This window comes from Novilysobacter antarcticus (assembly GCF_019802285.1).
GTDB classification, from domain to species: domain Bacteria; phylum Pseudomonadota; class Gammaproteobacteria; order Xanthomonadales; family Xanthomonadaceae; genus Novilysobacter; species Novilysobacter antarcticus.
In genome coordinates this window covers 473,129-494,433 of the sequence record NZ_JAIEUJ010000002.1, presented here as the reverse complement: position 1 = coordinate 494,433, position 21,305 = coordinate 473,129, and the positions used below count along the sequence as shown (strand labels likewise).

At 68.2% G+C, this 21,305-nt stretch carries 22 protein-coding genes and 1 other RNA gene; 15 read left to right on the top strand and 8 right to left on the bottom strand.

The features are described 5' to 3' along the window. Nucleotides 1–75: 75 nt before the first annotated feature. From KZ491_RS07050 to KZ491_RS07040, 3 genes are read right to left on the bottom strand one after another with little or no spacing between them, the layout of a single operon-like run. Nucleotides 76–507 carry a DUF3106 domain-containing protein gene (locus KZ491_RS07050; RefSeq protein WP_222565129.1) on the bottom strand — a complete coding sequence of 144 codons (432 nt, stop codon included), beginning with the start codon at nucleotides 505–507 and terminating at the stop codon, nucleotides 76–78. Beyond that, on the bottom strand, nucleotides 504–953 hold the full coding sequence (locus KZ491_RS07045) for a hypothetical protein (protein WP_222565128.1): 450 nt from the start codon (nucleotides 951–953) through the stop codon (nucleotides 504–506). Before KZ491_RS07045 ends, KZ491_RS07050 begins: the two co-directional genes overlap by 4 nt. After that, the gene (locus KZ491_RS07040; RefSeq protein WP_222565127.1) at nucleotides 950–1,558 is read right to left on the bottom strand and encodes an RNA polymerase sigma factor; all 609 of its coding nucleotides are present in this window, start codon (nucleotides 1,556–1,558) and stop codon (nucleotides 950–952) included. The genes KZ491_RS07045 and KZ491_RS07040 overlap by 4 nt, the downstream gene beginning before the upstream one ends. 207 nt (nucleotides 1,559–1,765) lie before the next feature. Here KZ491_RS07040 and KZ491_RS07035 point away from each other — a divergent pair, with 207 nt between their 5' ends. Further along, a complete protein-coding gene (locus KZ491_RS07035) occupies nucleotides 1,766–2,095 on the top strand; it encodes an NAD(P) transhydrogenase subunit alpha part 2 (protein ID WP_222565519.1) in 330 nt (109 codons plus the stop codon). Next, nucleotides 2,092–3,516: an NAD(P)(+) transhydrogenase (Re/Si-specific) subunit beta gene (locus KZ491_RS07030; protein ID WP_222565126.1), complete on the top strand. Its 1,425-nt coding sequence runs from the start codon at nucleotides 2,092–2,094 to the stop codon at nucleotides 3,514–3,516. The genes KZ491_RS07035 and KZ491_RS07030 overlap by 4 nt, the downstream gene beginning before the upstream one ends. Before the next feature lie 61 nt (nucleotides 3,517–3,577). Here the strand turns inward: KZ491_RS07030 and KZ491_RS07025 are convergent, their stop codons facing one another. Continuing rightward, complete coding sequence (locus KZ491_RS07025; protein WP_222565125.1) at nucleotides 3,578–4,012, bottom strand: hypothetical protein; 435 nt, start codon at nucleotides 4,010–4,012, stop codon at nucleotides 3,578–3,580. A gap of 97 nt (nucleotides 4,013–4,109) precedes the next feature. On the opposite strand from KZ491_RS07025, the gene sufT reads away from it, so the two are divergent. Continuing rightward, a complete protein-coding gene (gene sufT / locus KZ491_RS07020; protein WP_222565124.1) occupies nucleotides 4,110–4,667 on the top strand; it encodes a putative Fe-S cluster assembly protein SufT in 558 nt (185 codons plus the stop codon). 73 nt (nucleotides 4,668–4,740) lie between these two features. Beyond that, complete coding sequence (locus KZ491_RS07015; protein WP_222565123.1) at nucleotides 4,741–5,241, top strand: hypothetical protein; 501 nt, start codon at nucleotides 4,741–4,743, stop codon at nucleotides 5,239–5,241. Here the strand turns inward: KZ491_RS07015 and KZ491_RS07010 are convergent. Genes KZ491_RS07010 through KZ491_RS06995 form a run of 4 tightly spaced genes read right to left on the bottom strand, consistent with a single transcriptional unit; the run spans nucleotide 5,225 to nucleotide 8,990 of the window. Continuing rightward, nucleotides 5,225–5,872 (bottom strand): uracil-DNA glycosylase family protein, encoded by a 648-nt coding sequence (locus KZ491_RS07010; protein ID WP_343225570.1) that lies wholly within the window; start codon nucleotides 5,870–5,872, stop codon nucleotides 5,225–5,227. The genes KZ491_RS07015 and KZ491_RS07010 overlap by 17 nt on opposite strands. Next, on the bottom strand, nucleotides 5,869–7,248 hold the full coding sequence (locus tag KZ491_RS07005; protein ID WP_222565122.1) for an FAD-binding oxidoreductase: 1,380 nt from the start codon (nucleotides 7,246–7,248) through the stop codon (nucleotides 5,869–5,871). Before KZ491_RS07005 ends, KZ491_RS07010 begins: the two co-directional genes overlap by 4 nt. 19 nt (nucleotides 7,249–7,267) lie before the next feature. Continuing rightward, a complete protein-coding gene (locus KZ491_RS07000; RefSeq protein WP_222565121.1) occupies nucleotides 7,268–7,645 on the bottom strand; it encodes a YraN family protein in 378 nt (125 codons plus the stop codon). After that, nucleotides 7,632–8,990: a penicillin-binding protein activator gene (locus KZ491_RS06995; RefSeq protein ID WP_222565120.1), complete on the bottom strand. Its 1,359-nt coding sequence runs from the start codon at nucleotides 8,988–8,990 to the stop codon at nucleotides 7,632–7,634. The genes KZ491_RS07000 and KZ491_RS06995 overlap by 14 nt, the downstream gene beginning before the upstream one ends. Before the next feature lie 183 nt (nucleotides 8,991–9,173). On the opposite strand from KZ491_RS06995, the gene rsmI reads away from it, so the two are divergent. The 11 genes from rsmI to murG all read left to right on the top strand — a co-directional run bounded on the left by rsmI (nucleotide 9,174) and on the right by murG (nucleotide 21,298). After that, on the top strand, nucleotides 9,174–10,001 hold the full coding sequence (gene rsmI, locus KZ491_RS06990; protein ID WP_222565119.1) for a 16S rRNA (cytidine(1402)-2'-O)-methyltransferase: 828 nt from the start codon (nucleotides 9,174–9,176) through the stop codon (nucleotides 9,999–10,001). 425 nt (nucleotides 10,002–10,426) lie between these two features. After that, nucleotides 10,427–10,805, top strand: an RNA gene (gene rnpB / locus KZ491_RS06985) — RNase P RNA component class A. Nucleotides 10,806–11,206: 401 nt separating this feature from the next. Continuing rightward, complete coding sequence (mraZ, locus tag KZ491_RS06980; RefSeq protein ID WP_043958198.1) at nucleotides 11,207–11,653, top strand: division/cell wall cluster transcriptional repressor MraZ; 447 nt, start codon at nucleotides 11,207–11,209, stop codon at nucleotides 11,651–11,653. Further along, complete coding sequence (gene rsmH / locus KZ491_RS06975) at nucleotides 11,650–12,624, top strand: 16S rRNA (cytosine(1402)-N(4))-methyltransferase RsmH (protein ID WP_222565118.1); 975 nt, start codon at nucleotides 11,650–11,652, stop codon at nucleotides 12,622–12,624. Before mraZ ends, rsmH begins: the two co-directional genes overlap by 4 nt. Beyond that, nucleotides 12,624–12,887, top strand: a complete 264-nt coding sequence (ftsL, locus tag KZ491_RS06970; RefSeq protein WP_043958208.1) for a cell division protein FtsL — start codon at nucleotides 12,624–12,626, stop codon at nucleotides 12,885–12,887. Before rsmH ends, ftsL begins: the two co-directional genes overlap by 1 nt. Before the next feature lie 77 nt (nucleotides 12,888–12,964). Next, a complete protein-coding gene (locus tag KZ491_RS06965; protein ID WP_222565517.1) occupies nucleotides 12,965–14,824 on the top strand; it encodes a peptidoglycan D,D-transpeptidase FtsI family protein in 1,860 nt (619 codons plus the stop codon). Between the two features lie 5 nt (nucleotides 14,825–14,829). After that, entirely contained in the window at nucleotides 14,830–16,341 is a 1,512-nt protein-coding gene (locus KZ491_RS06960) for a UDP-N-acetylmuramoyl-L-alanyl-D-glutamate--2,6-diaminopimelate ligase (protein ID WP_246606690.1), read from the top strand. After that, nucleotides 16,338–17,738, top strand: a complete 1,401-nt coding sequence (locus tag KZ491_RS06955) for a UDP-N-acetylmuramoyl-tripeptide--D-alanyl-D-alanine ligase (protein ID WP_222565117.1) — start codon at nucleotides 16,338–16,340, stop codon at nucleotides 17,736–17,738. The genes KZ491_RS06960 and KZ491_RS06955 overlap by 4 nt, the downstream gene beginning before the upstream one ends. Then, entirely contained in the window at nucleotides 17,728–18,810 is a 1,083-nt protein-coding gene (mraY, locus tag KZ491_RS06950) for a phospho-N-acetylmuramoyl-pentapeptide-transferase (protein WP_222565116.1), read from the top strand. Before KZ491_RS06955 ends, mraY begins: the two co-directional genes overlap by 11 nt. After that, on the top strand, nucleotides 18,810–20,165 hold the full coding sequence (gene ftsW, locus KZ491_RS06945; protein WP_222565115.1) for a putative lipid II flippase FtsW: 1,356 nt from the start codon (nucleotides 18,810–18,812) through the stop codon (nucleotides 20,163–20,165). The genes mraY and ftsW overlap by 1 nt, the downstream gene beginning before the upstream one ends. After that, nucleotides 20,162–21,298 (top strand): undecaprenyldiphospho-muramoylpentapeptide beta-N-acetylglucosaminyltransferase, encoded by a 1,137-nt coding sequence (gene murG, locus KZ491_RS06940; protein WP_222565114.1) that lies wholly within the window; start codon nucleotides 20,162–20,164, stop codon nucleotides 21,296–21,298. Before ftsW ends, murG begins: the two co-directional genes overlap by 4 nt. The last annotated feature ends 7 nt before the right edge of the window (nucleotides 21,299–21,305 follow it).

Sequence of the window (21,305 nt, the reverse complement as noted above, 5' to 3'; positions counted from 1 at the left end):
CAATCGAGCGGGTCCGGTCACTCCGGCGGACGCCCCGCTGGCAGCCGCGGGAGATGCCGGCCCAAGCGCGTCAAGTCAGTGCGGCCGATCCCCGTCTTCAGGTGCGGGGTTGGCTTGCACCCAGGCCTTGCGCTGATCCGGCGTCATGGCGCGCCACTGATCGCGCAATGCCTTGCGCGCCCCCGGATCCATTCCGCGCATTTTGCTGTAGAGCGCACGGGCCTCAGTGCGCTGGGCCGGCGACATGTGCTGCCAGCGGTCCATGCCGTGATGTGCATTGCCCCGCTGTTCCGGACTCATCTCACTCCAGCGCTGCGCACGCTGCAGCATGCGCTCCCGCCCTGCCGGCTGACTGTTCCAGCGATCCCGGATCGGCGCGATGAGGGTCGCGCGGGTCTCCGCGCTGAGCTGGTCCCATTCGGGCATGGCGGGCTCGGAGGCCAGCGCCGGAGCACACAACGCGGCAGCCAGAAGGGTGAGAAAGGTCAGGCGTATTGGACGGTTCATGGGTATCGCTCCGTGGGTGCCGACAAGGCGCTGTCGTTGGCGGCCAGCCAGAGATAGAAGTCGGGGTTTTCGTCGAGCGCGGCGAGCAGGCCACTCACCTCACTGTCAACCTCGTCCCCCACGGCCAAGGTCTGTCCTTCCGGCAGTTGTGACGTGCCGGCCATCGGGAGGCTGCCGCCCGGCGACGGGTCCGGCGAGCGCTGGAGTTGCATGCCCGCGCCCAGCGCGAGCGCCAGTACGGCCGCGCTGCCCGCCCATGCCCACAGGCGGCTTTGCTTTCTGGCAGCGCCCAGCGTCGCGGCGTTGCGTGCCTGCTGCAGCCGCCTGCGGACGAGCGGCGAGACGTGCGCCAGCGCGTCGTCGTGAAGTGCCCGGGCGTGGGCGTCGAAGCGGCTCTCCGGACTGGTCCGCGGGTCCTGCGTCGGCGGTGATGGGTAACGGTTCACTTCCAGTCCTCCAGCTGCAGCTGCAGCGCCGTGCGTGCACGGGATAAATGGGTTTTCACCGAGCCCTCGCTGCAGCCCATCGCCTTGGCGGTGGTTGCCACATCGAGCTCTCCCAGGATGCGCAGGCTGAAAGCTTCGCGTTGGCGACGCGGCAACTGCTGCAGCGCGTCGACCAACCGCGCGTACCCCTCGCGCCCTTCGTGATTGCGCGCGGGATCGGGCCCGTGATCGGGCCAGTCCGGCGTGCTGCCGTCGTCGCGCTCGATCGCTGGTGCCATCCAGCGCATGCGGAACGTCCGCCGGCGCTGGATGTCGATGATCCGGCTGCGCAGGATGCTCCAGAACAGCGGCGTCCATTCCGCGGGCGGCCGGTCCTGGTAGTTCATCATCTTCATCATCGCGTCCTGCACCGCGTCCAGCGCATCCTCGCGCTGGCGCAGTCCGATTTCGGCGAACCGGAACGCGCGGGTTCCAAGCCGGGCGAGGAACTCGTCCAGCGTCTTTGGCTCGCGCAAAGGCGGCGCGTCGCCAGCGTGCGTTGGATAGGGCTCGACGGCGGTCTGCGGTGTGGGTGCGATAGCGTCATGGGTCACGAAATCAAGCATATACGGCCGGCATCCGGTCGCTCGCGACAATCGGGTCGCGGGTCGGGTCGCAGCGGTTGCTGCAGCTATGGAAACGCGCGTGGCGGGCGCCGGTTGACATGCCGCACGCAATCGCCGGCAAATCGCGAATCGTTTTGCGGGCGCGACTGAATGCATGGTTATGATGGAGAACCACCGCGCGGGGAAGGAACAATGGGCGAAGGACTGATGGTGCAGGCGTTTGCAATGCTTTACATCTTCATGCTGGCGGCAATCGCCGGGCATGTGATCATTTCGCGGGTGCCGGTGATCCTGCACACGCCGCTGATGTCGGGTTCCAACTTCATCCACGGGATCGTGCTGATCGGTGCGATGGTGGTGCTCGGACACGCCGACACGACGCTGGAAAAAGCGATCGGTTTCGTCGCTGTGTTGATGGGCGCGGGCAATGCCGCCGGCGGCTATGTGGTCACCGAACGCATGCTGGACATGTTCAAACCCAGCGTGAAGCGCGGACCGGCTGACGATGCGTCGAAAGCACCGGACAGCCAGCCATGAGCGCGCCCGAACTGCAGTCACTGGTCGCCGCGACCAGCTACTTCATCGCCGCCACGTTGTTCCTGCTTGGCCTGCAGCGGATGGCATCACCGAAAACCGCGCGCAGCGGGATCCGCTGGGCGGGCGCGGGCATGCTGGTGGCCACCGCCGCCACGTTCCTCCTGCCGGACCTGCACAACCTGGGGTTGATCGTCACCGCGTTGGTGATCGGCACGGTGGCGGCCTGGGTATCGGGCAAGAAGGTCGCCATCACCGACATGCCGCAGATGGTCGCGCTCTACAACGGCATGGGCGGCGGTGCCGCTGCGGCCATCGGTGCGGTAGAGCTGTTGCGCGCCGCTTCGATCGTCGGCGTTGCTTCGACCGCAACGGCCGCAACTGCACCCACCCTGTCCACCTTCACCCTGAGTTTGGCGGTACTAGGCGCGGCGATCGGTGCGGTGTCGCTGTCGGGCTCGGTGATCGCCTGGGCCAAGCTGGACGGGCGCCTGGACCGGCGTGTCGTGTTCCCGGCGCAACAGTTGCTCAACGGGCTGGTGTTCCTGGCGATGCTGCTGGCCGGCGGCTGGGCGGTGGCCACGTTGCAGTTACCGGCCATCATCGCGTTCTTCGTCCTCGCCCTCCTGTTGGGCGTGCTGATGACGCTGCCGATCGGCGGCGCGGACATGCCGGTGGTGATCTCGCTGTACAACGCACTCACCGGCCTGGCGGTCGCGTTCGAGGGCTTCGTGCTCGGCAACGAGGCGCTGATCATCGCCGGCACCATGGTCGGCGCGGCCGGCATGCTGCTGACCCGACTCATGGCCAAGGCGATGAACCGGCCGATCAGCGGGGTGCTGTTCTCGCACTTCGGTGGCGGTGGTGAGGCGCAGGAGATCAGTGGCTCGCAGAAGCCCATCGAGGCCGGCGACGTCGCCTCGATGATGGCCTTCGCCGAGCGCGTGGTGATCGTGCCCGGCTATGGCATGGCCGTCGCCCAGGCCCAGCACAAGGTGTGGGAACTGGCGCAGCGGCTGATCGATCGTGGGGTCAAGGTCAAGTTCGCGATCCACCCGGTGGCCGGGCGCATGCCGGGCCACATGAACGTCCTGCTGGCCGAGGCGGGCGTGCCCTACGACCTGATCGTCGACATGGACGACATCAACCCCGAGTTCCCGCAGACCGATGTCGCGCTGGTGATCGGTGCCAACGATGTGGTGAACCCGGTCGCGAAGACCGATCCGGCCAGCCCGATCTACGGCATGCCGATCCTGGATGTGGTGAATGCGCGCAACACGGTGGTGATCAAGCGCGGCAAGGGCACCGGCTTTGCGGGGATCGAGAACGCGCTGTTCTACGCCGACAACACCCGCATGCTTTACGGCGACGGCGCGGAAGCCGTCGGTGCGCTGGTGTCCGAGCTCAAGGCGCTGGATGCCTGAGGCTGGCGGTCGTTTGGATCGACAGCGCGGGCGGGCGGCGTGCGGTGGCGCTGCGGGGCGTTCAGCGGCTGGCAATGCCTGCCAGCAGCACCGCAGCCGCCATCCAGAACAGGTCCAGCGGTCCGATCGCGATGCCCGCGAGCGTCCAGGCGTGATGGAAGCCCAGCCGGACCGCTGATCCCCACGGGGTGAGGCCAAGCATTGCGCCCAGGTGCGCGGCGATGATCCACCAGTTGGCCAACACCGCGATGCACGCCGTGGCAGCGGCGGCAAGCAGGGCGCGGGCTGGGCCCGGGCGCCAGCCACCCAGTCGGAGCACGATCACCACGTCCAGTGCGCCCAGAACGGCCATCCAGCTGCTCAGGTGGCCACTGGACAGGGCAACCAGCACCCAGGCCGCGGCAAAGCCGAAAACGCCCAGCGCCAGCAGAACAAAGGAAAACACACGGGCAGGCGCGCGGCGTGCGCGCCCGGTGGAAGGCATGGAAGGGGTCATTGAAACAATCGGCTCAGGCAGCTGCCCAGCATAACGGGTGCGCGCCGGTCGGCATATTGGACTAGAATGGTACGACTTCAACCAGCAGCCAGAACGCATGTATTCCCGCAGCAGCGAACCTGTCCGTTTCGAACGTGATTGTCCCGCCGTTCTCGTCCCGCAGGGCGACGAGGTCGAACTCCCCGCCGGCTCGGTGGGTTACATCACCCAGGGTCTGGGCGGCAGCTTCACCGTATTCGTGGACGGCAATCTGTTCCGCATCGCCGGTCAGGACGCCGACGCGATCGGCAAGGAGCCCACCCCGCCATTGGTGCTGCCCGAAGGGGCCGACGATGAAGCGGTCGAGGAGCTGGTCTGGCACCAGTTGCGAACGTGTTTCGATCCGGAAATTCCGATCAACGTGGTCGATCTGGGCCTGATCTACGAAGCCAAGGTCCTGCCCCACCCCGAGCAGCCCGGGCAGCGCCTGGTCGAGGTGCGGATGACGCTGACGGCGCCGGGCTGCGGCATGGGCGAGGTGCTGGTGTCCGATGTCAGCGACAAGCTCAAGCTGATCCCGACGGTGGTGGATACCGATGTGGAACTGGTGTTCGAACCGCCTTGGACCCAGCACATGATGTCGGAGGCGGCACGGCTCGAGGTGGGGATGTTCTGAGGAACGCCCACCGACGTTCACTTCCCGTCGGGCATGATCGGTCCTTGACCCGCTGCAAGGACTGGAGGAGAGGATGCATGCCACGCCCACCAATTTCCCGAACCGGCGATTCGCCGCATGGCTCGCCTTCGCTGCGGTGGTCGCCATGATCGGTTGCGCGGCCGCCGGCAACAACACCTCCGGCACGGCGCCCACAGGCACGGAAACGGCCGCCGCGCCGGTCGCGTCGGGTGCACGCCCCAGCTCGGGTCACTACGACCAGCTCCCCGCGGACAGCCAGTTCCAGCGTTTCATCGTCAAGTACCGGGACGGGACCGCCCCGGGCAGGGACGCTGGCGCCGCCCGTGAACGCCTGGGCGCCATGCAAAGCCTGACCGGCGTGCAGCTGGAATGGTTGCGGCGCCTTGGCGTGGAGGCGGATGTGTTCAAGACCGACCTGCCGCTGGACCGCGAGGCCGCGGCCGAACTGATGGATCGGTTCTCGGCTGATCCGGACGTGGAGTACATCGAGGTCGATGGGGTCATGACGATCCGCACCGGAGTCGACGTGCCGCCGGTCAAGCCGCTGAAGTAGGGATGCCCAGCAGCTGGCGCACCTGCTCGCGAAGCTCCGGCAATACCTCGCCCTCGAACCACGGATTGGCCTTGAACCACGCCACGTTGCGTGGACTGGGGTGTGGCAGGGGCAGGTAACGTGGCAGGAAATCGCGCCACTGGCGCATCGTAGCGGTGAGATTTCCCGGTCGACTTGGACCGAGGAAGTAGGCCTGCGCGTATTGGCCGATCAGGATGTTTAGCCGGATCTCCGGCAGCAGCGGCAGAAGTCGCGGGTGCCAGGTGGCGCGGCATTCCGGCCGCGGCGGTGCGTCGCCGGACCCCGCCTTGCCGGGGTAACAGAAGCCCATCGGCACGATCGCGACCTGGGACGGGTCGTAAAACGTTTCGCTGTCGATTCCCAGCCAGTCGCGCAGGCGCACACCACTGGCGTCATCCCACGGTACCCCGCTCATATGCACCTTGCGGCCCGGGGCCTGGCCGGCGATCAGCAGGCGCGCCCCGCGTGCGGCGGTCAGTATCGGGCGCGGTCCCAATGGCAGGTGCGCCTCGCAGATCCGGCAGGCGCGGATGTCCACCAGCAGCTCTTCCAGCGTCGTTTCCGTCGTCGTGGGAGGCGGTGCCCGCGGTTCGGTGCGGCGACGGTTCACGGCGGCAGCAACTTGCCGGGATTGAGGATTGCGTCCGGATCGAATGCGGTCTTGATCTGCCGCATCAGCGCCAGGGTGGGTGCCGTGATCGCCGTGGGCATGAAGTCGCGCTTGGCCAGGCCGATGCCGTGCTCCCCCGACAGGGTCCCGCCGAGCGCCACCGCGAGCGCGAACACCCGGGTCATCGTCGCTGCCGCGCGCGCCGCCTGATCACCGTCGGCCGGGTCGTACATCAGGTTGACGTGCAGGTTGCCGTTGCCGGCGTGGCCGAAGCAGACGATCGGCAGCCTGCATTCGACCGACAACTGCTGCACGCCCTGCACGAGCTCCGGAATGCGCGAGACCGGCACGACGACGTCCTCGTTGATCTTGCCCGGTGCGAGGGTGCGCAGGGCCGGGGAGAGCGCTTTGCGCGCAACCCACAGCTGCGCGCGGGCGGCGTCGTCAGCAGCATCGTCCAGCGCAACGAGGCCGTCGCCGGATGCGGCCCGTCGCAACGCGCCGATGTCATCGCCCAGGTGCGCGGGGTCGCCGTCCGCCTCGATCATCAGCAGCGCCCCGGCGGATTCGGGAAGGTCCGCGCCGCCGACCTCGCGAGCCAGGCGCACCGCGCTGGCGTCCATGAACTCGAGCATCGAGGGCGTGACCGGTTGGGCCATCAGCCGGGCCACGGCCTGCGCGGCACTGTCGACATCGCGATAGATCGCCCGCAGCGCGCGCCGCGAAACCGGTGTCGGGGTCAACCGCAGAGAGGCCTCGACAATCAGGGCCAGCGTGCCTTCACTGCCAACCAGCAGCCGCTGCAGGTCGTAGCCGGTGGAGCCCTTGGTCGTGCGCGTTCCGCAATGGATCAGCTCGCCCGCGCCGGTGACCGCCGTCAGCGCCAGTACGTTGTCGCGGCTGGCGCCGTACTTGACCGCCCGAGGGCCGCCGGCGTTGCAGGCCAGGTTGCCGCCGATGGTGCTGAACCCGGCACTGGTCGGATCCGGCGGCCAGAACAGGCCGTGCGGTGCCAGGGCGGTTTGCAGGTCGCCGTTGATCACTCCGGGCTGGACGACGGCGCAGCGGTCACCCGGTGCGATGTCGATGATCCGGTCCATGCGTTCGAACGACACCACGACGCCGGCCTGTATGGGCACGGCGGCGCCGGTGGTGTTGGTGCCACGGCCGCGAGCGATCACCGGAACCCGATGGCTTCGGCACGCGCGCACCAGCGCCTGGACCTGCCCGGCAGTGGTCGGCAGTGCCACCGCGTCGGGGAGTGCAAGCCTGCGTGAGTTGTCGTACGCGTAGGCGAGCCGTTCGCTGTCATCGACCCGCCAAGCGTCGCCGAGCAGACTCGACATCTCGCGCTGGAGTGCGGCAGGCAGTGGCATCACGCGCTCCGCGGGGACATCAGCAGTCGTCGGCGCGAAAGGCGTCGCGCAGCCAGTTCAGGTGGGGGGCCGCCGGGTCGCCGTCGGCTTCGACCACGTCGAACCGGCACGGCCCGTTGGCGTAGCGCGGATGGCGCTGCAGGAACAGCTGCGCCGCCCGCACCAGCTTGCGCTGCTTGCGCACATCCACCGAGGCAGCACCACCCCCGAAGCGGTTGTCGCGGCGGTAGCGCACCTCGATAAACAAGAGGGTGTCGCCATCGAGCATCACCAGGTCCAGCTCGCCCAGGCGGTAGTTGGCATTGGCCGCGACGGGACGCAGTCCCGCAGCGATCAGATGGTCGCGCGCGGCGGCCTCGACCGCCGAGCCGAGACTGCGGCGGTCAGTTGCCGGCACTGGTCAGCGGAGACGCGTACCCGCCGCGAAAGGTGGACCATGCGGGCGTGCGCAGGACCTTGCCGGAGGAATCGATGGCCAGCCCGCCGGTAGCCCCGGCGACGTGGGCATCCGGGGACTGGGCCAGTCGCTCGAGGTAGGCGGTCAGCAGCCAGGCGTCGTGGCCGAATGCGAACAACCGTGCGGCCGCGCCGCGCGCTGTGGGGAGGCCGGGGCTGACGCTTGCCGATGACGGCAGGCCGGGCACGTTGCGTCCACTGGTCCAGCTTTCGGCCGGAAAGGCGATGCCGTCCAACACCCGGTCCTCTTCGGCGTCGCCGGTACCGGAAAGCAGCTGCGAGGTCGCCACCAGCGGCTTGCCGGACAGCCCGGCCATCGCCAAGCGCGGCATCAGCTCGCGCGCGGCAGGCCCGCGCATGGCCAGGTAAATCGCATCCACTCCGCCCTCTTTCTGCGCGAACGGCGTCAGATCGGCGATGCCTGCGCCGACCACGTCGGTGACAACACCACCCAGTTCGGCCAGACGGGCACGCAGGGCATCGGTGGAGCGGCGGGCATTGTCGTCGCCGGCGTTGACCACCATCACCCGGCGCGCGCCGCGCTCGGCGAGCAGGTCTGCCGCCGCCACGCCTTCCTCTTCCGGCGACAGCGCGAAGCTGACATTGCCCGCCGGTGGAGCGACGTTGCCCTGGTTCAGCGCGAGCATCGGTACCGACAGCGAGCCTCGACGGAACAGCGCGTCCACGCCTTCGCGCGAGAGGGGGCCGACGATGAAATCATTGCCGGCGCTGGCCGCCTGGTCGTAGGCGCCCAACGCACCCCCGGCAGTGCCATGGGTGTCATAGAACGCGATGTCCGGGCGGCGCCGTGACTCGGCGTAGTAAGCGGTGAGGAAGCCATCGCGCACCGCGGCGGCGGGCGCCGCCATGTCGCCGCTCAGCGGCAGCAGCACGCCCAGCTTGACCGGGGGCCGGTAGCCGTCGCGGTCCGCCGGTGGGCGGCCGCCAGCGTCAAAACCCCATGCGGCGCGGTCCATCGGCCGCGGCAACGGCAAACCCCGCGCCAGCAGCGCACGCGCCATGTGGTTGTAGAGCGGGTCGCCCGCCGGCAGCGCCGCCGCCTGCGCGGCCAGCGTTGCGTCGTCCAGCTGACCCAACAGTGCGGCCACCTGCTCCGGGTCCGCACCGCTTGCCAGCAATGCGGCGGCTTGGCTGACAACCGGATCCATGCGCGACACGGACGGAGCGCGAATCGGCTCCATCGTGGTGCAGCCGCCGACCAGCAGGGCCGCGGTGGCAAGCCCAAGCAGCCAGGCGTGCAGGTGACGTCGAGTAGGAAGGTTCATCGGCGAGCGCTCGCCGCGGGGCGGCGTTTACTGTGGAGTTGGGCCGATTCTACCTGTCGACGCGACCGGAGAATGCCTCCGGCTCGCGTCGGGTGTCCGGCCCCGGCTGAAACGTGCGCGGCATGAGCCCGAGTGAGGTCATCCAGGGCGACATCTGCCCCGCGCGTCCCTACCATCGGTGCGATGGACAAGCCCGGCACCCTTTACATCGTCGCTACGCCCATTGGCAACCTGGGTGACATCTCCGCGCGCGCGCTGGAGGTGCTGGGCAGTGTCGATGCCATCTGCGCCGAGGACACCCGGCACACCCGCCAGCTGCTCGCCCACTTCGCCATGGAACGGCCATTGCTGGCCTTGCATCAGCACAACGAGGAGGCGCAGGCCGGCCAGCTGGTCGCACGCCTGCAGGCAGGCGACTCGCTGGCGCTCGTATCCGATGCTGGAACGCCACTGGTCAGCGACCCGGGTTTCCGACTGGTGCGCGCCGCGCGTGCGGCTGGCATCCGGGTCTCGCCCGTACCCGGCGCATGCGCCGCGATCGCCGCACTCAGCGTGGCCGGCATCGCCTCGGACCGCTTCGCCTTCGAAGGCTTCCTGCCCGCCAAGGCCGGTGCGCGTCGCGAACGCCTGGCCCGCTTGGCCGCGGAGCCGCGCACCCTGGTGTTCTATGAGTCTGCCCACCGCATCGAAGAGTCGCTTACCGACATGGCCGCGGCATTCGGTCCTGATCGGCGCGCCGTTCTGGCACGCGAGCTGACCAAGCTGTTCGAGACCGTCCTCGATGGCGGCCTCGCCGAATTGCTGTCCCGCGTGCAGGCCGACCCCAACCAGCGCAAGGGCGAGTTCGTGCTGGTGGTCGAAGGCGTCGCCGACGAGTCAGAGTCGCAGCTGATCGAAGGCCGCCGCCTGTACGCGAAGCTTTCTGCGCACCTGCCGCCTTCGGCCGCCGCCAAGCTCGCCGCTGAGCTCAGCGGCGCCCCGCGCAAAGCACTGTATGGCGGCGAAAGCTGAGGCATGCACGCTGCCGGTCATGCACGTGCCCGCCGATCACCGCTGCGCGGCAATCGCACGGCTTTTCCCGTGTTGCCTTTAATAGACTCCGATCACCGATCAACAGACTCCCTCAACCGATATCCAGCAGAGCGCCTGTCGGGAGTCCCGCTCACCAAGCGAATATCGTGGAGCGGCTGAGCGGGATTCGCGGCAGGCGCCGCCTACGCATCCATGAAGCTCCTCCGCGCCGCCCCGCCGCCCCGCCGCCATCAAACGCCTCCGCCACATCCCCCAAGCGCGGATTAAGGCACCCAGCAGACGCATTCCGAGACGTCGGCTCGCGCAAACCACCCAGCCTTCCATCAGTTCTCGCTGAACTCCCGGTGCGTACTTAACGGCACAAGCCACCGAAGCGCACCCGCAACCGGTAAACTGCCCGCGGCGGAGTCGGCCAGACAGTCGCGTCATCGCAGCGGAGCAATCCGTTGCGGTGCCGAGGAAAGTCCGGGCTCCACAGGGCACGGTGCCAGGTAACGCCTGGGCGGCGCGAGCCGACGGAAAGTGCAACAGAGAGCAGACCGCCGAACGGTCGGGTGTTCGCAAGAATGCGCGATGCGTGGCAAGGGTGAAACGGTGCGGTAAGAGCGCACCGCGAGTCTGGCAACAGACCGGCATGGCAAACCCCACCGGGAGCAAGACCAAATAGGGACTCATGGCGCGGCCCGCGTCGGGTCCGGGTAGGTTGCTTGAGCGTATCGGCGACGATGCGCCTAGAGGAATGACTGTCCACGACAGAACCCGGCTTATCGGCCGGCTCCGCCACTTTTTCTTTGCTTCTCCCGCCGGCCGGGAATCGCGCCGGCGATGCCGTGCGCGTGAGTCCGCCCTGTTCATTCAGCGCAGATTTCTGCAGCGCAGCATTAAGGCTGCGTGAAGACGAAGTTTGCGCTTTGTTCACTTGTCCAGTGCGCTGCGTCTCAAAATATGAGACGAAACAACGCTTAGTGGCCAAGTCTTGAATTGAACTCTCAAGTGTTCTGCAAGCCATTGATCCCGTTGGTGAATTTGCCCCTGAAAGTCGTTGACATCGCCCGGGGCTCTCCCTAAGGTGGTGATCAGTGGGAAAGCCGGGTTATTAGTGGTTTTCCTTGGCTGCAGCCGGGAATGCCCGGTTGCCCGACCGGTAAACCGCCCTCAGAGGCGGGCCAAAACCAGGGTGCGCAATGTTCCAAGGCGAAACCGCCATCACGATCGACGAGAAAGGCCGGATGGCGGTGCCCACCGCCTTCCGCGACGACGTCGCGCGTGACTGTGGCAACCGCCTGGTGATCACCTACAACCCGTTCGAGGTCGGTTCGCTGTACCTGTATCCGGTTGAGGCGTGGGAGCGCGTCCGCGACCAGGTCAACAAGCTGCCCAAGGCGAAGCGTGTGAACCGCGCCATGCAGCTCAAGCTGGTGGGTGCGGCGGCATTCGTCGAACTGGACGGCAACGGCCGCCTGACGATTCCCTCCAGCCACCGCGCTGCGGTGGGGATCGAGCGCAAGGCCGTGCTGCTGGGCATGGGCGAGAAATTCGAACTCTGGAGCGAGCAGGCCCACCACGCGCAGATCCGTCAGACGGTGTCCGACGAGGATCTGAGCGAGGACCTTCTCGACCTGCAGCTATGACGGCCGGTGGCGTGGAGCGAGCAGCGCCCTCCGGCCACCTCCCCGTGATGTACCGGCAGTCCCTGGACGGTTTGCAGGTCAGCGGGAAGGGCACCTATCTGGACGGTACCTTCGGTCGCGGCGGCCATGCGCGCGGTGTGCTCGATCTGCTCGGTCCCGATGGCCGCCTGCTGCTGATGGACAAGGATCCGGATGCGATCGCGGTGGCCGAGCGCGACTTTGGTGCCGACCCTCGGGTGTCGATCTTCCGTGGCAGCTTCGCGGCGATGGGCAGCTGGGAGGCGGCCAGCGCCGGACTGGATGGCGTGTTCCTTGACCTGGGCGTGTCTTCGCCGCAACTGGACGTGGCCGAGCGAGGCTTCAGTTTCAGCAAGGACGGACCGCTGGACATGCGCATGGACCCCGACAGCGGGCAGAGCGCTGCGGACTGGCTCGCCAGTGCCGATGACCAGGAAATCGCCGACGTGCTGTGGACGTATGGCGAGGAGCGCCAGTCCCGGCGCATCGCCCGCGCCATCGTCGCCCGTCGCGAGGAACAGCCATTGCTGCGCACGGCGCAACTGGCCGAGCTGATCGCCGCGGTGATGCCGCGCGGCAAGCCGGGGTCCGACAAGAGCCGGATCCACCCGGCCACCCGCAGCTTCCAGGCGATCCGTATCTTCATCAACCGCGAGCTGGCCGACCTGGAAGCAGGTCTGGACGCCGCACTGGCGTGCCTGAAGGTCGGCGGCCGGCTCGTGGTGATCAGCTTCCACTCCCTGGAAGATCGCATCGTCAAGCAGTTCATCAACCGTCATGCCAAGGCGCCGCCCTCGAATCGGCGGTTGCCGGTGGAGATCGAGTTCACCCCGCTGCTGGCGGCGATCGGCGGTGCGCAAAAGGCCGACTACGCGGAGACCTCGGTCAATCCGCGGTCGCGCTCGGCGGTATTGCGGGTTGCCGAAAAGCTCGCCGAGCCGGAGGCCGCATGATCCTGCGCCTGCTGCTGACGGTGCTGGTGGTGGCCAACCTGGTCACCGCGCTGGGTGTCGTGCATGCGCGCCATCGCCACCGGGTGCTGTTTGTCGAGCTCAACCAGCTGGACAAGGCGCGCGATGAGCTGGACATCGATTTCGGCCGGCTGCAGCTGGAACAGGCCACCTGGTCGGAAAGCAACCGCATCGACCAGGTCGCACGCGATCGCCTCGGGATGAAGTTCCCCGAAGGTGAGGAAACCGTGGTGATCCGCCCATGAGTGTGCAGTCGGGCAAGCGTCCCCGCAGCGGCGATCCCGGGTCGTCGGCCTGGGCTCGTATGCGCGAGCGCCTGGGAATGGGAGCCAAGACACGGCTGCGCGGTCGCAGCAACTACAGCATCCGCCATCGCATGGCCCTGGTCGGCGGCGCGCTGTCCGTCTGCTCGGTGGCGCTGGTGGCGCGCGCGCTGGACGTGCAGGTGCTCAACAACGATTTCTACGTGCGCCAGGGCGATGCGCGCTCGCTGCGCGAACTGCCGATCCCGACCTCGCGCGGCATGATCACCGACCGCAACGGCGAGCCGCTGGCCGTCTCCACCCCGGTGGATTCGTTGTGGGCGAACCCGCCGCAACTGCTCAAGCATCCGGACCGGATTCCCGAGCTGGCGCAGGCGTTGGGCGTCGCGCCCGATGAGCTGGCGCGCAGGCTCAGCCAACGCGCCGACAAGGAGTTCATGTACCTGGCCCGGCGGATGAATCCCGAGCGCGCCAAACAGGTTCTCGATCTCGGCGTGCCGGGCGTGTTCAGCCAGCGCGAGTTCCGCCGGTTCTACCCGCAGGGCGAGGCGATTGCCCACGTGCTCGGCTTCACCAACATCGACGACCGCGGCCAGGAAGGCTTGGAATTGGCCTTCGACAGCTGGCTCAGCGGTGTTCCGGGCGCCAAGCGGGTGATCCGCGACGGCCAGGGCCGGATCATCGAGAACGTCGACCTGATCCGCCCGGCTGAGCCTGGCCACGACCTCACCCTGACCATCGACCGGCGGGTGCAGTATCTGGCGTTCCGCGAGCTGCGCCACGCACTGCACGAAGCCAAGGCCTCGGCGGGCTCCGCAGTGGTGCTGGACGTGGACACCGGCGAGGTGCTGGCGATGGCCAACCTGCCCAGCTACAACCCCAACCAGTTGGATGGTGGCGGTGGCGACACCCGCCGCAACCGCGCCGTCACCGATGTGGTGGAGCCGGGCTCGACCATGAAGCCGATCACCGTCGGCGCCGCTCTGACCGCCGGCAAGGTCAGCCTGGACACCGTGATCGACACCAACCCCGGCACCATGCGCAACGGCCGCTACACCATCAGCGACTTCCGCAACTACGGCGCGCTCACCGTCACCGGCGTGCTGACCAAGAGCTCCAACGTCGGCGCCGCCAAGCTGGCCTTGGCGCTGCCGGACACCTATTTCCACGAGTTCATCCACGGCTTCGGCTACGGCAACAAGCCCGGTAGCGGGTTCCCCGGCGAAGCGTCCGGGCTGCTCGCCGCGCCGGGCCAGTGGAGCGGCACGACCAAGGCCACCATGTCGTATGGCTACGGGCTGTCGGCCACCCCGTTGCAAATTGCCGTCGCCTACGCGGCCATTGCCAACGGCGGCCGCGTCATCGCGCCGACCTTCGTCAAGGGCCAGCGCAACGAATCCACCCAGGCGATGAGCCCGGAAGTCGCGCGCCAAGTGCTGACGGCGATGCAGACGGTCACCGAAACCGGCGGTACCGCGACCCGTGCGGCGATTCTGGGCTACCACGTGGCCGGCAAGACCGGCACCTCGCGCAAGTTCAGCGGCACCGGCGGTTATTCGCGTCAGTACATCGCCCTGTTCGCCGGCGTGGTGCCGGTGGAGAACCCGCGCTTTGCGATGGCCGTGGTGATCGACGATCCCGACGCCAGCAAGGGTCAGGGCTACGGCGGCGGTGCGGTCGCCGCGCCCGTATTCAAAAGCGTGATGGAAGGCACCCTGCGCCTGATGGACGTGCAGCCGGACGATATCGAGACCTGGCTGGCGGCGCAGGCGGAGGCACGCGACAAGCGGATCCGTGCCAATGGCGGCAAGCCGCTGGCGGGGGTCCCCGTGCTGCCGCAGGTGTCGCAGGAGCCCGAGCCTCCGGTTTTCGAGCCGGTTGCGCTGCCCGCGCCGGTCAGTACCGGTGGCGCGCCATGAGTGGCATGCCGAAGCCGCGCCTGCCGCAGGCACATCCGCGCCGGATGCCGCTGGCCGAGCTGCTGCCGGATGTCGCCGGGATTCCGGTCTCGCTGGAAATTTCCGGCCTGGTCCAGGACAGCCGCGAAATCCGCGCCGGCGACGCCTTCGTTGCCATTGGCGGATTCGGGACCCACGGCCTGAAGTTTGTGGACCAGGCGCGAGCCGCGAACGCGGCCGCCATTCTGTATGAGCCCCCGGCTACCGCCGACACCCCGGCGCCCGCGGATGCGATCGCGGTGCCGGGCCTGCGCTCGCGCATGGGCGCGATGGCCGATCGCTTCCACGACCGACCCAGCGCGGCGATGCGCGTGGTCGGCGTCACCGGCACCAACGGCAAGACCTCCACGGTCCAGTTGCTGGCCCAGTCCTGGCAACTGCTGGGTGTGCGCGGCGCCAGCATCGGCACCCTGGGTGTCGGCTTCGACGGTTCGCTGGTCCCCACCGGCTTCACCACGCCGCTGGTGCTCAAGGTGCACGAGCTGCTGGCCGGCCTGCGCGACGGCGGCGCCACCGCGGTCGCGATGGAAGTCAGCTCACACGCACTCGATCAGGGTCGCGTCGATGGCGTCCATTTCGACGTCGGGGTGTTCACCAATCTCAGCCGCGACCACCTCGATTACCACGGCGACATGGAGACTTACGCGGCGGCCAAGGCGCGCCTGTTGGCGTGGCCGGGACTGCAGGCGGCGGTGGTCAATCTCGACGATGCGCACGGACTGGCGATGCACTCGGGGTTGCCCGCGACCGTCCACGGAATCGGCGTGAGTTCGCGCGGCAATGCGTCCGCGGCCATCCACGCCGCAGACGTGCGACTGGACAGCCACGGCGCCACATTCGAGCTCGTGTTCCGTACGCAGCAGGGCGAGCAGCGGTACGCGGTGCGCTCGGCGCTGCTGGGGCGGTTCAATGTGGACAATCTGCTGGCCGTCGCCGGTGCCCTTCTCGGCTTGGAGGTCGAGCCGCGGGACATCGCCGCGACACTCAGCCAGTTGCGCCCGATCCACGGTCGCATGAACCGCCTCGGCGGCACGCACGGCACGCCGCTGGTGGTGGTGGACTTCGCCCACACGCCGGATGCGCTGGAACAGGCGCTCGCGTCGCTGCGCGACCACGCCACCGGCCGCCTCTGGTGTGTTTTCGGCTGCGGCGGTGAGCGCGACCGCGGTAAACGACCGCAAATGGCGGCCATCGCCCAGGCCGGCGCCGACGCGGTCGTGGTGACCGATGACAACCCGCGCCACGAAGACGGCGATGCGATCGTTGCCGACATTCTTGCCGGTTTTGCTGACCCATCGGGCGTGGTCGTGCTGCGCGACCGGGCCGCCGCGATTGCCCATGCGATCAGCCACGCCGCGGCGGACGACATCGTGCTGATCGCCGGAAAGGGCCACGAGCCCGACCAGGACATTGCCGGCGTCAAACACCCTTTTGACGACACGCAGGTCGCCCGCGTGGCACTGGAGCGACGGACATGAAGCCGCTGCAACTTTCTGAAATCACCCGCATGGTCGGCGGCCGCCTGCACGGCGCGGATGTGCCGGTCGATGCGATCGCGACCGACACCCGCGCATTGCCGAGCACTGGAAGCGCGTTGTTCGTCGCGCTGAAGGGCGAAAACTTCGACGGCCACGAGCATATCGAAGCGGCGGTGCAGGGCGGCATAGCTGCGGTGCTGGTGTCGCGCCTGCTGGACGTGTCCGTGCCGCAGGTGCTGGTGCCCGATACCGAGCGCGCGCTGGGCGACTTCGCCGCGGCCGTGCAGCGCCAGCGCACCGGCCACGTCGTCGCGATCACCGGCAGCAACGGCAAGACCAGCGTGAAGTCGATGTTGCTCGCGATCCTTGAGCGCGTCGCCCCCGCCTACGCCAACCCGGGCAATTTCAACAACGAGATCGGCCTGCCGCTGTCGGTGTTGGCCGCGCCCGAAGACGCGCGCTTCTCGGTGTATGAGATGGGTGCGGGCAAGCCCGGCGACATCGCCTACCTGGCGGCGATCGCGCGCCCGGACGTGGTCCTCGTCAACAACATCGCGCCGGCCCATCTGGAGCGGATGGGCAGCCTGCTGGGCGTTGCCGACACCAAGGCGGCGATCTACGACGCGCTGCCGCCGCAGGGCGTGGCCGTGATCAATGCCGATGATGCCTTCGCGCCCTATTTTGCCGAACGTGCACACGGCCGCCGGCTGGTCCGGTTCGGCCTGGATGCCAGCGCGGATGTGACCGCACGCGATGTCGTTGCCGGGGTGGACGGGTCCCGTTTCACTCTGGTCACGCCGGATGGCACCGTCCCGGTGACGCTTGCGCTGCGAGGGCGTCACAACGTCCGCAATGCGCTGGCGGCCGCGTCGCTGGCTGTTGGCCTGGGCGTATCGCTGGAGGCGATTGCCGAAGGGTTGCAGGCGGCAGTGCCGGTCGATGGCCGCATGGTCGCCCAGCCGTTGGGCCGCGGCGCCACCTTGATCGACGACAGCTACAACGCCAATCCCGGTTCGCTGGCGGCCGCGATCGACACGCTTGCGGCGCTGCCGGGCGAGGGATGGCTGGTGATGGGCGACATGCGTGAGCTGGGCGCCGATGCCGAGGCCATGCATGCCCAGGCCGGACGCCAGGCCAAGGCCGCAGGCCTGCAGCGGCTGTTCGCGCTGGGAAGCCTGAGTGCTGCGGCGGCCGCGGCGTTCGGTGACGGCGCCACGGTGCATCCCGACCACGCGGCATTGGCCGACGCGCTGGCCACAGCGCTGGCGCAGGTACAGGGCACGTCGGTGAACGTGCTGGTGAAGGGTTCTCGCGGCAGCGCGATGGACAAGGTCGTGACGGCATTGCTGTCCACGCAACGCCCCACGGGGCCGGAGGACGATACCGATGCTGCTTGAACTGGCGCGTTGGCTCGAGCAACTGGACAGCCTGTTCGGTCTGTTCAACTACCTGACATTCCGCGGCATCCTCAGCGCGTTGACCGCGCTCGCCCTGTCGTTGTGGTGGGGGCCTGCGGCGATCCGCAAGCTGGCCCAGTACAAGGGCGGGCAGCCGATCCGCAGTGACGGTCCGGAAAGCCATTTCTCCAAGGCCGGCACCCCGACCATGGGCGGCGGGCTGATCCTGCTGACCGTGCTGGCCTCGGTGCTGCTGTGGGGTGACCTGCGCAACAAGTACGTCTGGTTGGTGCTGGCGGTGATGGTCGCGTTTGGTGCCATCGGCTGGTACGACGACTGGATCAAGATCGTCCATCGCGATCCCAACGGGCTCAAGTCGCGCTGGAAGTACCTGCTGCAGTCGATCTTCGGGCTCGCCGCCGGCGTGGTGCTGTACATGACTGCTGATGTGCCGGCGGCCACCACGTTCTACATCCCGATGTTCAAGTCGCTCGCATTCCCGATGGGCGCGGGCCTGATCGTCGTCGCCTACTTCTGGATCGTCGGCTTCTCCAACGCGGTCAATCTCACCGACGGGCTGGACGGGCTGGCGATCATGCCCACGGTGCTGGTGGCGTGCGCGCTGGGTGTGTTCGCCTACGCCTCCGGCAACTCGGTGTTTTCCGAGTACCTGCAGATCCCGCCGGTCCCGGGCGCGGGCGAACTGGTGATCATCTGCGCGGCGATCGCGGGCGCCGGACTGGGTTTCCTCTGGTTCAACACCTACCCGGCGATGGTTTTCATGGGCGACATCGGCGCACTGGCGCTGGGCGCGGTGCTGGGCGCCATCGCGGTGATCGTCCGCCAGGAGCTGGTGCTGGTGATCATGGGCGGGGTATTCGTCATCGAGACGCTCTCGGTGATGATCCAGGTCGCCTCGTTCAAGCTCACCGGCAAGCGTGTGTTCCGGATGGCGCCGATCCATCACCACTTCGAGCTCAAGGGCTGGCCGGAGCCGCGCGTGATCGTGCGCTTCTGGATCATTTCCGTAGTGCTGGTCCTGGTCGGCCTGGCTACCTTGAAGGTGCGCTGATGAACGATTTCGCGCGCCAGGCCACCCGCATCGACGACATCCAGGGTCGCTTTGACCCGTGGCTGCTGGCGGTGGTGCTGGCCCTGTCGTCGCTGGGGCTGGTGATGGTCGGCTCCAGCTCGATCTCCCAGCACCCCGATCCCTTCCACTACCTGACCCGGCACCTGGTGTTCCTTGCCGGAGGCCTGGTGCTGGCGGTGTGGGCGACGCGGGTCGAGCTGCGCACGGTGGAGCGCTACAACCAACTGATGCTGCTGGGCTGTTTCGTCCTGCTGCTGATGGTGTTCGTGCCCGGCCTGGGCGTCAGCGTCAAGGGTGCGCACCGCTGGATCAACGTCGGGGTATCGAACTTCCAGGTGGTGGAGGCAGTCAAGGTCCTCTTCATCATCTGGCTGGCCAGCTACCTGGTGCGCTTCCGCGACGAGGTCAATGCGACCTGGGTCGCGATGCTCAAGCCGCTGCTGGTTGTGGCGGCACTGGTCGCCCTGCTGCTGCTGCAACCGGATTTCGGTTCTTCCTCGCTGCTGCTGGCGATCACGGCCGGCCTGCTGGTGCTGGGCGGCGTCAACATGCCGCGGATGTTCCTGCCGGTGCTGGTCGGGCTGCCGGTGCTGGCCTTCATCGCCGTGCTTGAGCCGTACCGCATGCGCCGGCTGACCTCGTTCATGGATCCGTGGGCGGACCCATTCAATTCCGGCTACCAGCTGACCAACGCGCTGATGGCGGCAGGCCGCGGCGAGTGGTTTGGTGTCGGACTGGGCAGTTCGATCCAGAAACTCTCATACCTGCCCGAAGCGCACACCGACTTCATCCTTGCGGTGATCGCCGAGGAACTCGGTTTCGTGGGCGTGTGCGTGGTGATCGGCCTGTACACGCTGCTGGTGGGGCGCGCGTTCTGGATCGGCCTGCAGTGCGTGGAGATGCGCCGCCACTTTTCGGCCTATCTGGCATTCGGCATCGCGTTGTGGATCGGCCTGCAGAGTTTCGTCTCGATCGGGGTGAACCTTGGCCTGCTGCCGACCAAGGGGTTGACCCTGCCACTGATTTCCTCGGGCGGCTCCAGCGTGCTGATGACCTGCGCAGCGATGGGACTGCTGCTGCGGGTGTCCTACGAACTGGAGCGGGCCAAGCGCCAGATGGCGCGGCTGCGTGGTGACGCGGGACGCGATGACCTGCACGCGGACGCGACCGTCAGCGCGGGCAGCAAACCACATCACGTCGCCGGGCCGGCATCCACGAGTGCGCCCAGTCGCCCGACCGCGGCGCCGGCATTTGCCCGCACGCGTGCCGATGCGGGGCGGGGCACCAGCCGGCTGCAGCAGCGCATCGAACCGACGCTTGGAGGGATGGCATGAACGCCGCCGTCGATCCGCGTCCGGTGATGATCCTCGCTGGCGGCACGGGCGGGCACATCTTTCCCGGCCTGGCGGTGGCCCGGCAGCTGACGGCCCGCGGTGTACCGGTGACGTGGCTGGGCGCCGAGGGCGGCATGGAGACGCGTCTGGTGCCCCCGCAGGGAATTCCGATCGACACCGTCGCGGTGCGCGGCGTGCGCGGCAAGGGCCTCACTACCTTGCTGGCCGCGCCGGTCAAGCTGGTGTCGGCGGTGCGGCACGCGGCGGCGGTGCTGCGCTCGCGGCGGCCTCGCGCGGTGATCAGCTTCGGCGGCTACGCGGCGGGCCCCGGTGGCCTGGCTGCGCGGCTGGCCCGGATTCCGTTGTTCGTGCACGAGCAGAACCGCGCGGCAGGCATGACCAACCGCGTGCTGGCCCGTCTCGCGCAGCGCGTGTTGACCGGTTTCCCGGACACCTTTGCCAATGAGGAAGTGGTCGGCAATCCGGTGCGCGAGGAGATCCTCCAGGTCGCCACGCCGACACAGCGCTTCGCCGGCCGCCAAGGACCGCTGCGCCTGCTGGTGCTGGGCGGCAGCCAGGGCGCGCGCGCCCTGAACACCGCCGTACCGCAGGCGGTGTCGCAGCTGCGCGAGCGCATCGGACCGCTTGAGGTGCGCCACCAGTGCGGCCAGGCGCAGGTCGAGGACGCCGAGCGCCGCTACGCCGAAGCCGGCGTGCCGGCCAACATCGAGCCGTTCATCGCCGACATGGCCGACGCCTATGCGTGGGCGGACCTGGTGGTCTGCCGCGCCGGCGCCCTGACCCTGGCCGAACTGTGCGCAGTGGGCGTGGGCAGCGTGCTGGTTCCCTTCCCGCTCGCGGTCGACGACCACCAGACCCGCAATGCGCGTTACCTGGTCGACCGTGGCGCCGCCCTGTTGCTGCCGCAGGCGCCTGCCGAGGACCTTGCGGTGCGCATGGTCGAGGCGGTGGAAAGCATCTCCGCGCGCGACGACCTGCTTCGCCTGGCCACCGCAGCGCGTGCGCTAGCGCTGCCCGATGCCGCCAAGCGCGTCGCCGACATCGTGCTGGCCGGCTCGGCCGGCGGCGACCGCCCTTCTTCCCACCCCTCTTCCCAGGAGCCCGCTGCATGAGCAGTAC

What these genes read in the sequence shown, in the direction of transcription:
- KZ491_RS07050 (WP_222565129.1), bottom strand. Translation starts at nt 507, where the DNA reads ATGAACCGTCCAATACGCCTGACCTTTCTCACCCTTCTGGCTGCCGCG.
- KZ491_RS07040 (WP_222565127.1), bottom strand. Translation starts at nt 1,558, where the DNA reads ATGCTTGATTTCGTGACCCATGACGCTATCGCACCCACACCGCAGACC.
- KZ491_RS07035 (WP_222565519.1), top strand. Translation starts at nt 1,766, where the DNA reads ATGGTGCAGGCGTTTGCAATGCTTTACATCTTCATGCTGGCGGCAATC.
- KZ491_RS07030 (WP_222565126.1), top strand. Translation starts at nt 2,092, where the DNA reads ATGAGCGCGCCCGAACTGCAGTCACTGGTCGCCGCGACCAGCTACTTC.
- KZ491_RS07025 (WP_222565125.1), bottom strand. Translation starts at nt 4,012, where the DNA reads ATGACCCCTTCCATGCCTTCCACCGGGCGCGCACGCCGCGCGCCTGCC.
- sufT (WP_222565124.1), top strand. Translation starts at nt 4,110, where the DNA reads ATGTATTCCCGCAGCAGCGAACCTGTCCGTTTCGAACGTGATTGTCCC.
- KZ491_RS07015 (WP_222565123.1), top strand. Translation starts at nt 4,741, where the DNA reads ATGCATGCCACGCCCACCAATTTCCCGAACCGGCGATTCGCCGCATGG.
- KZ491_RS07005 (WP_222565122.1), bottom strand. Translation starts at nt 7,248, where the DNA reads ATGCCACTGCCTGCCGCACTCCAGCGCGAGATGTCGAGTCTGCTCGGC.
- KZ491_RS06995 (WP_222565120.1), bottom strand. Translation starts at nt 8,990, where the DNA reads ATGAACCTTCCTACTCGACGTCACCTGCACGCCTGGCTGCTTGGGCTT.
- rsmI (WP_222565119.1), top strand. Translation starts at nt 9,174, where the DNA reads ATGGACAAGCCCGGCACCCTTTACATCGTCGCTACGCCCATTGGCAAC.
- mraZ (WP_043958198.1), top strand. Translation starts at nt 11,207, where the DNA reads ATGTTCCAAGGCGAAACCGCCATCACGATCGACGAGAAAGGCCGGATG.
- rsmH (WP_222565118.1), top strand. Translation starts at nt 11,650, where the DNA reads ATGACGGCCGGTGGCGTGGAGCGAGCAGCGCCCTCCGGCCACCTCCCC.
- KZ491_RS06965 (WP_222565517.1), top strand. Translation starts at nt 12,965, where the DNA reads ATGGGAGCCAAGACACGGCTGCGCGGTCGCAGCAACTACAGCATCCGC.
- KZ491_RS06960 (WP_246606690.1), top strand. Translation starts at nt 14,830, where the DNA reads ATGCCGAAGCCGCGCCTGCCGCAGGCACATCCGCGCCGGATGCCGCTG.
- KZ491_RS06955 (WP_222565117.1), top strand. Translation starts at nt 16,338, where the DNA reads ATGAAGCCGCTGCAACTTTCTGAAATCACCCGCATGGTCGGCGGCCGC.
- mraY (WP_222565116.1), top strand. Translation starts at nt 17,728, where the DNA reads ATGCTGCTTGAACTGGCGCGTTGGCTCGAGCAACTGGACAGCCTGTTC.
- ftsW (WP_222565115.1), top strand. Translation starts at nt 18,810, where the DNA reads ATGAACGATTTCGCGCGCCAGGCCACCCGCATCGACGACATCCAGGGT.
- murG (WP_222565114.1), top strand. Translation starts at nt 20,162, where the DNA reads ATGAACGCCGCCGTCGATCCGCGTCCGGTGATGATCCTCGCTGGCGGC.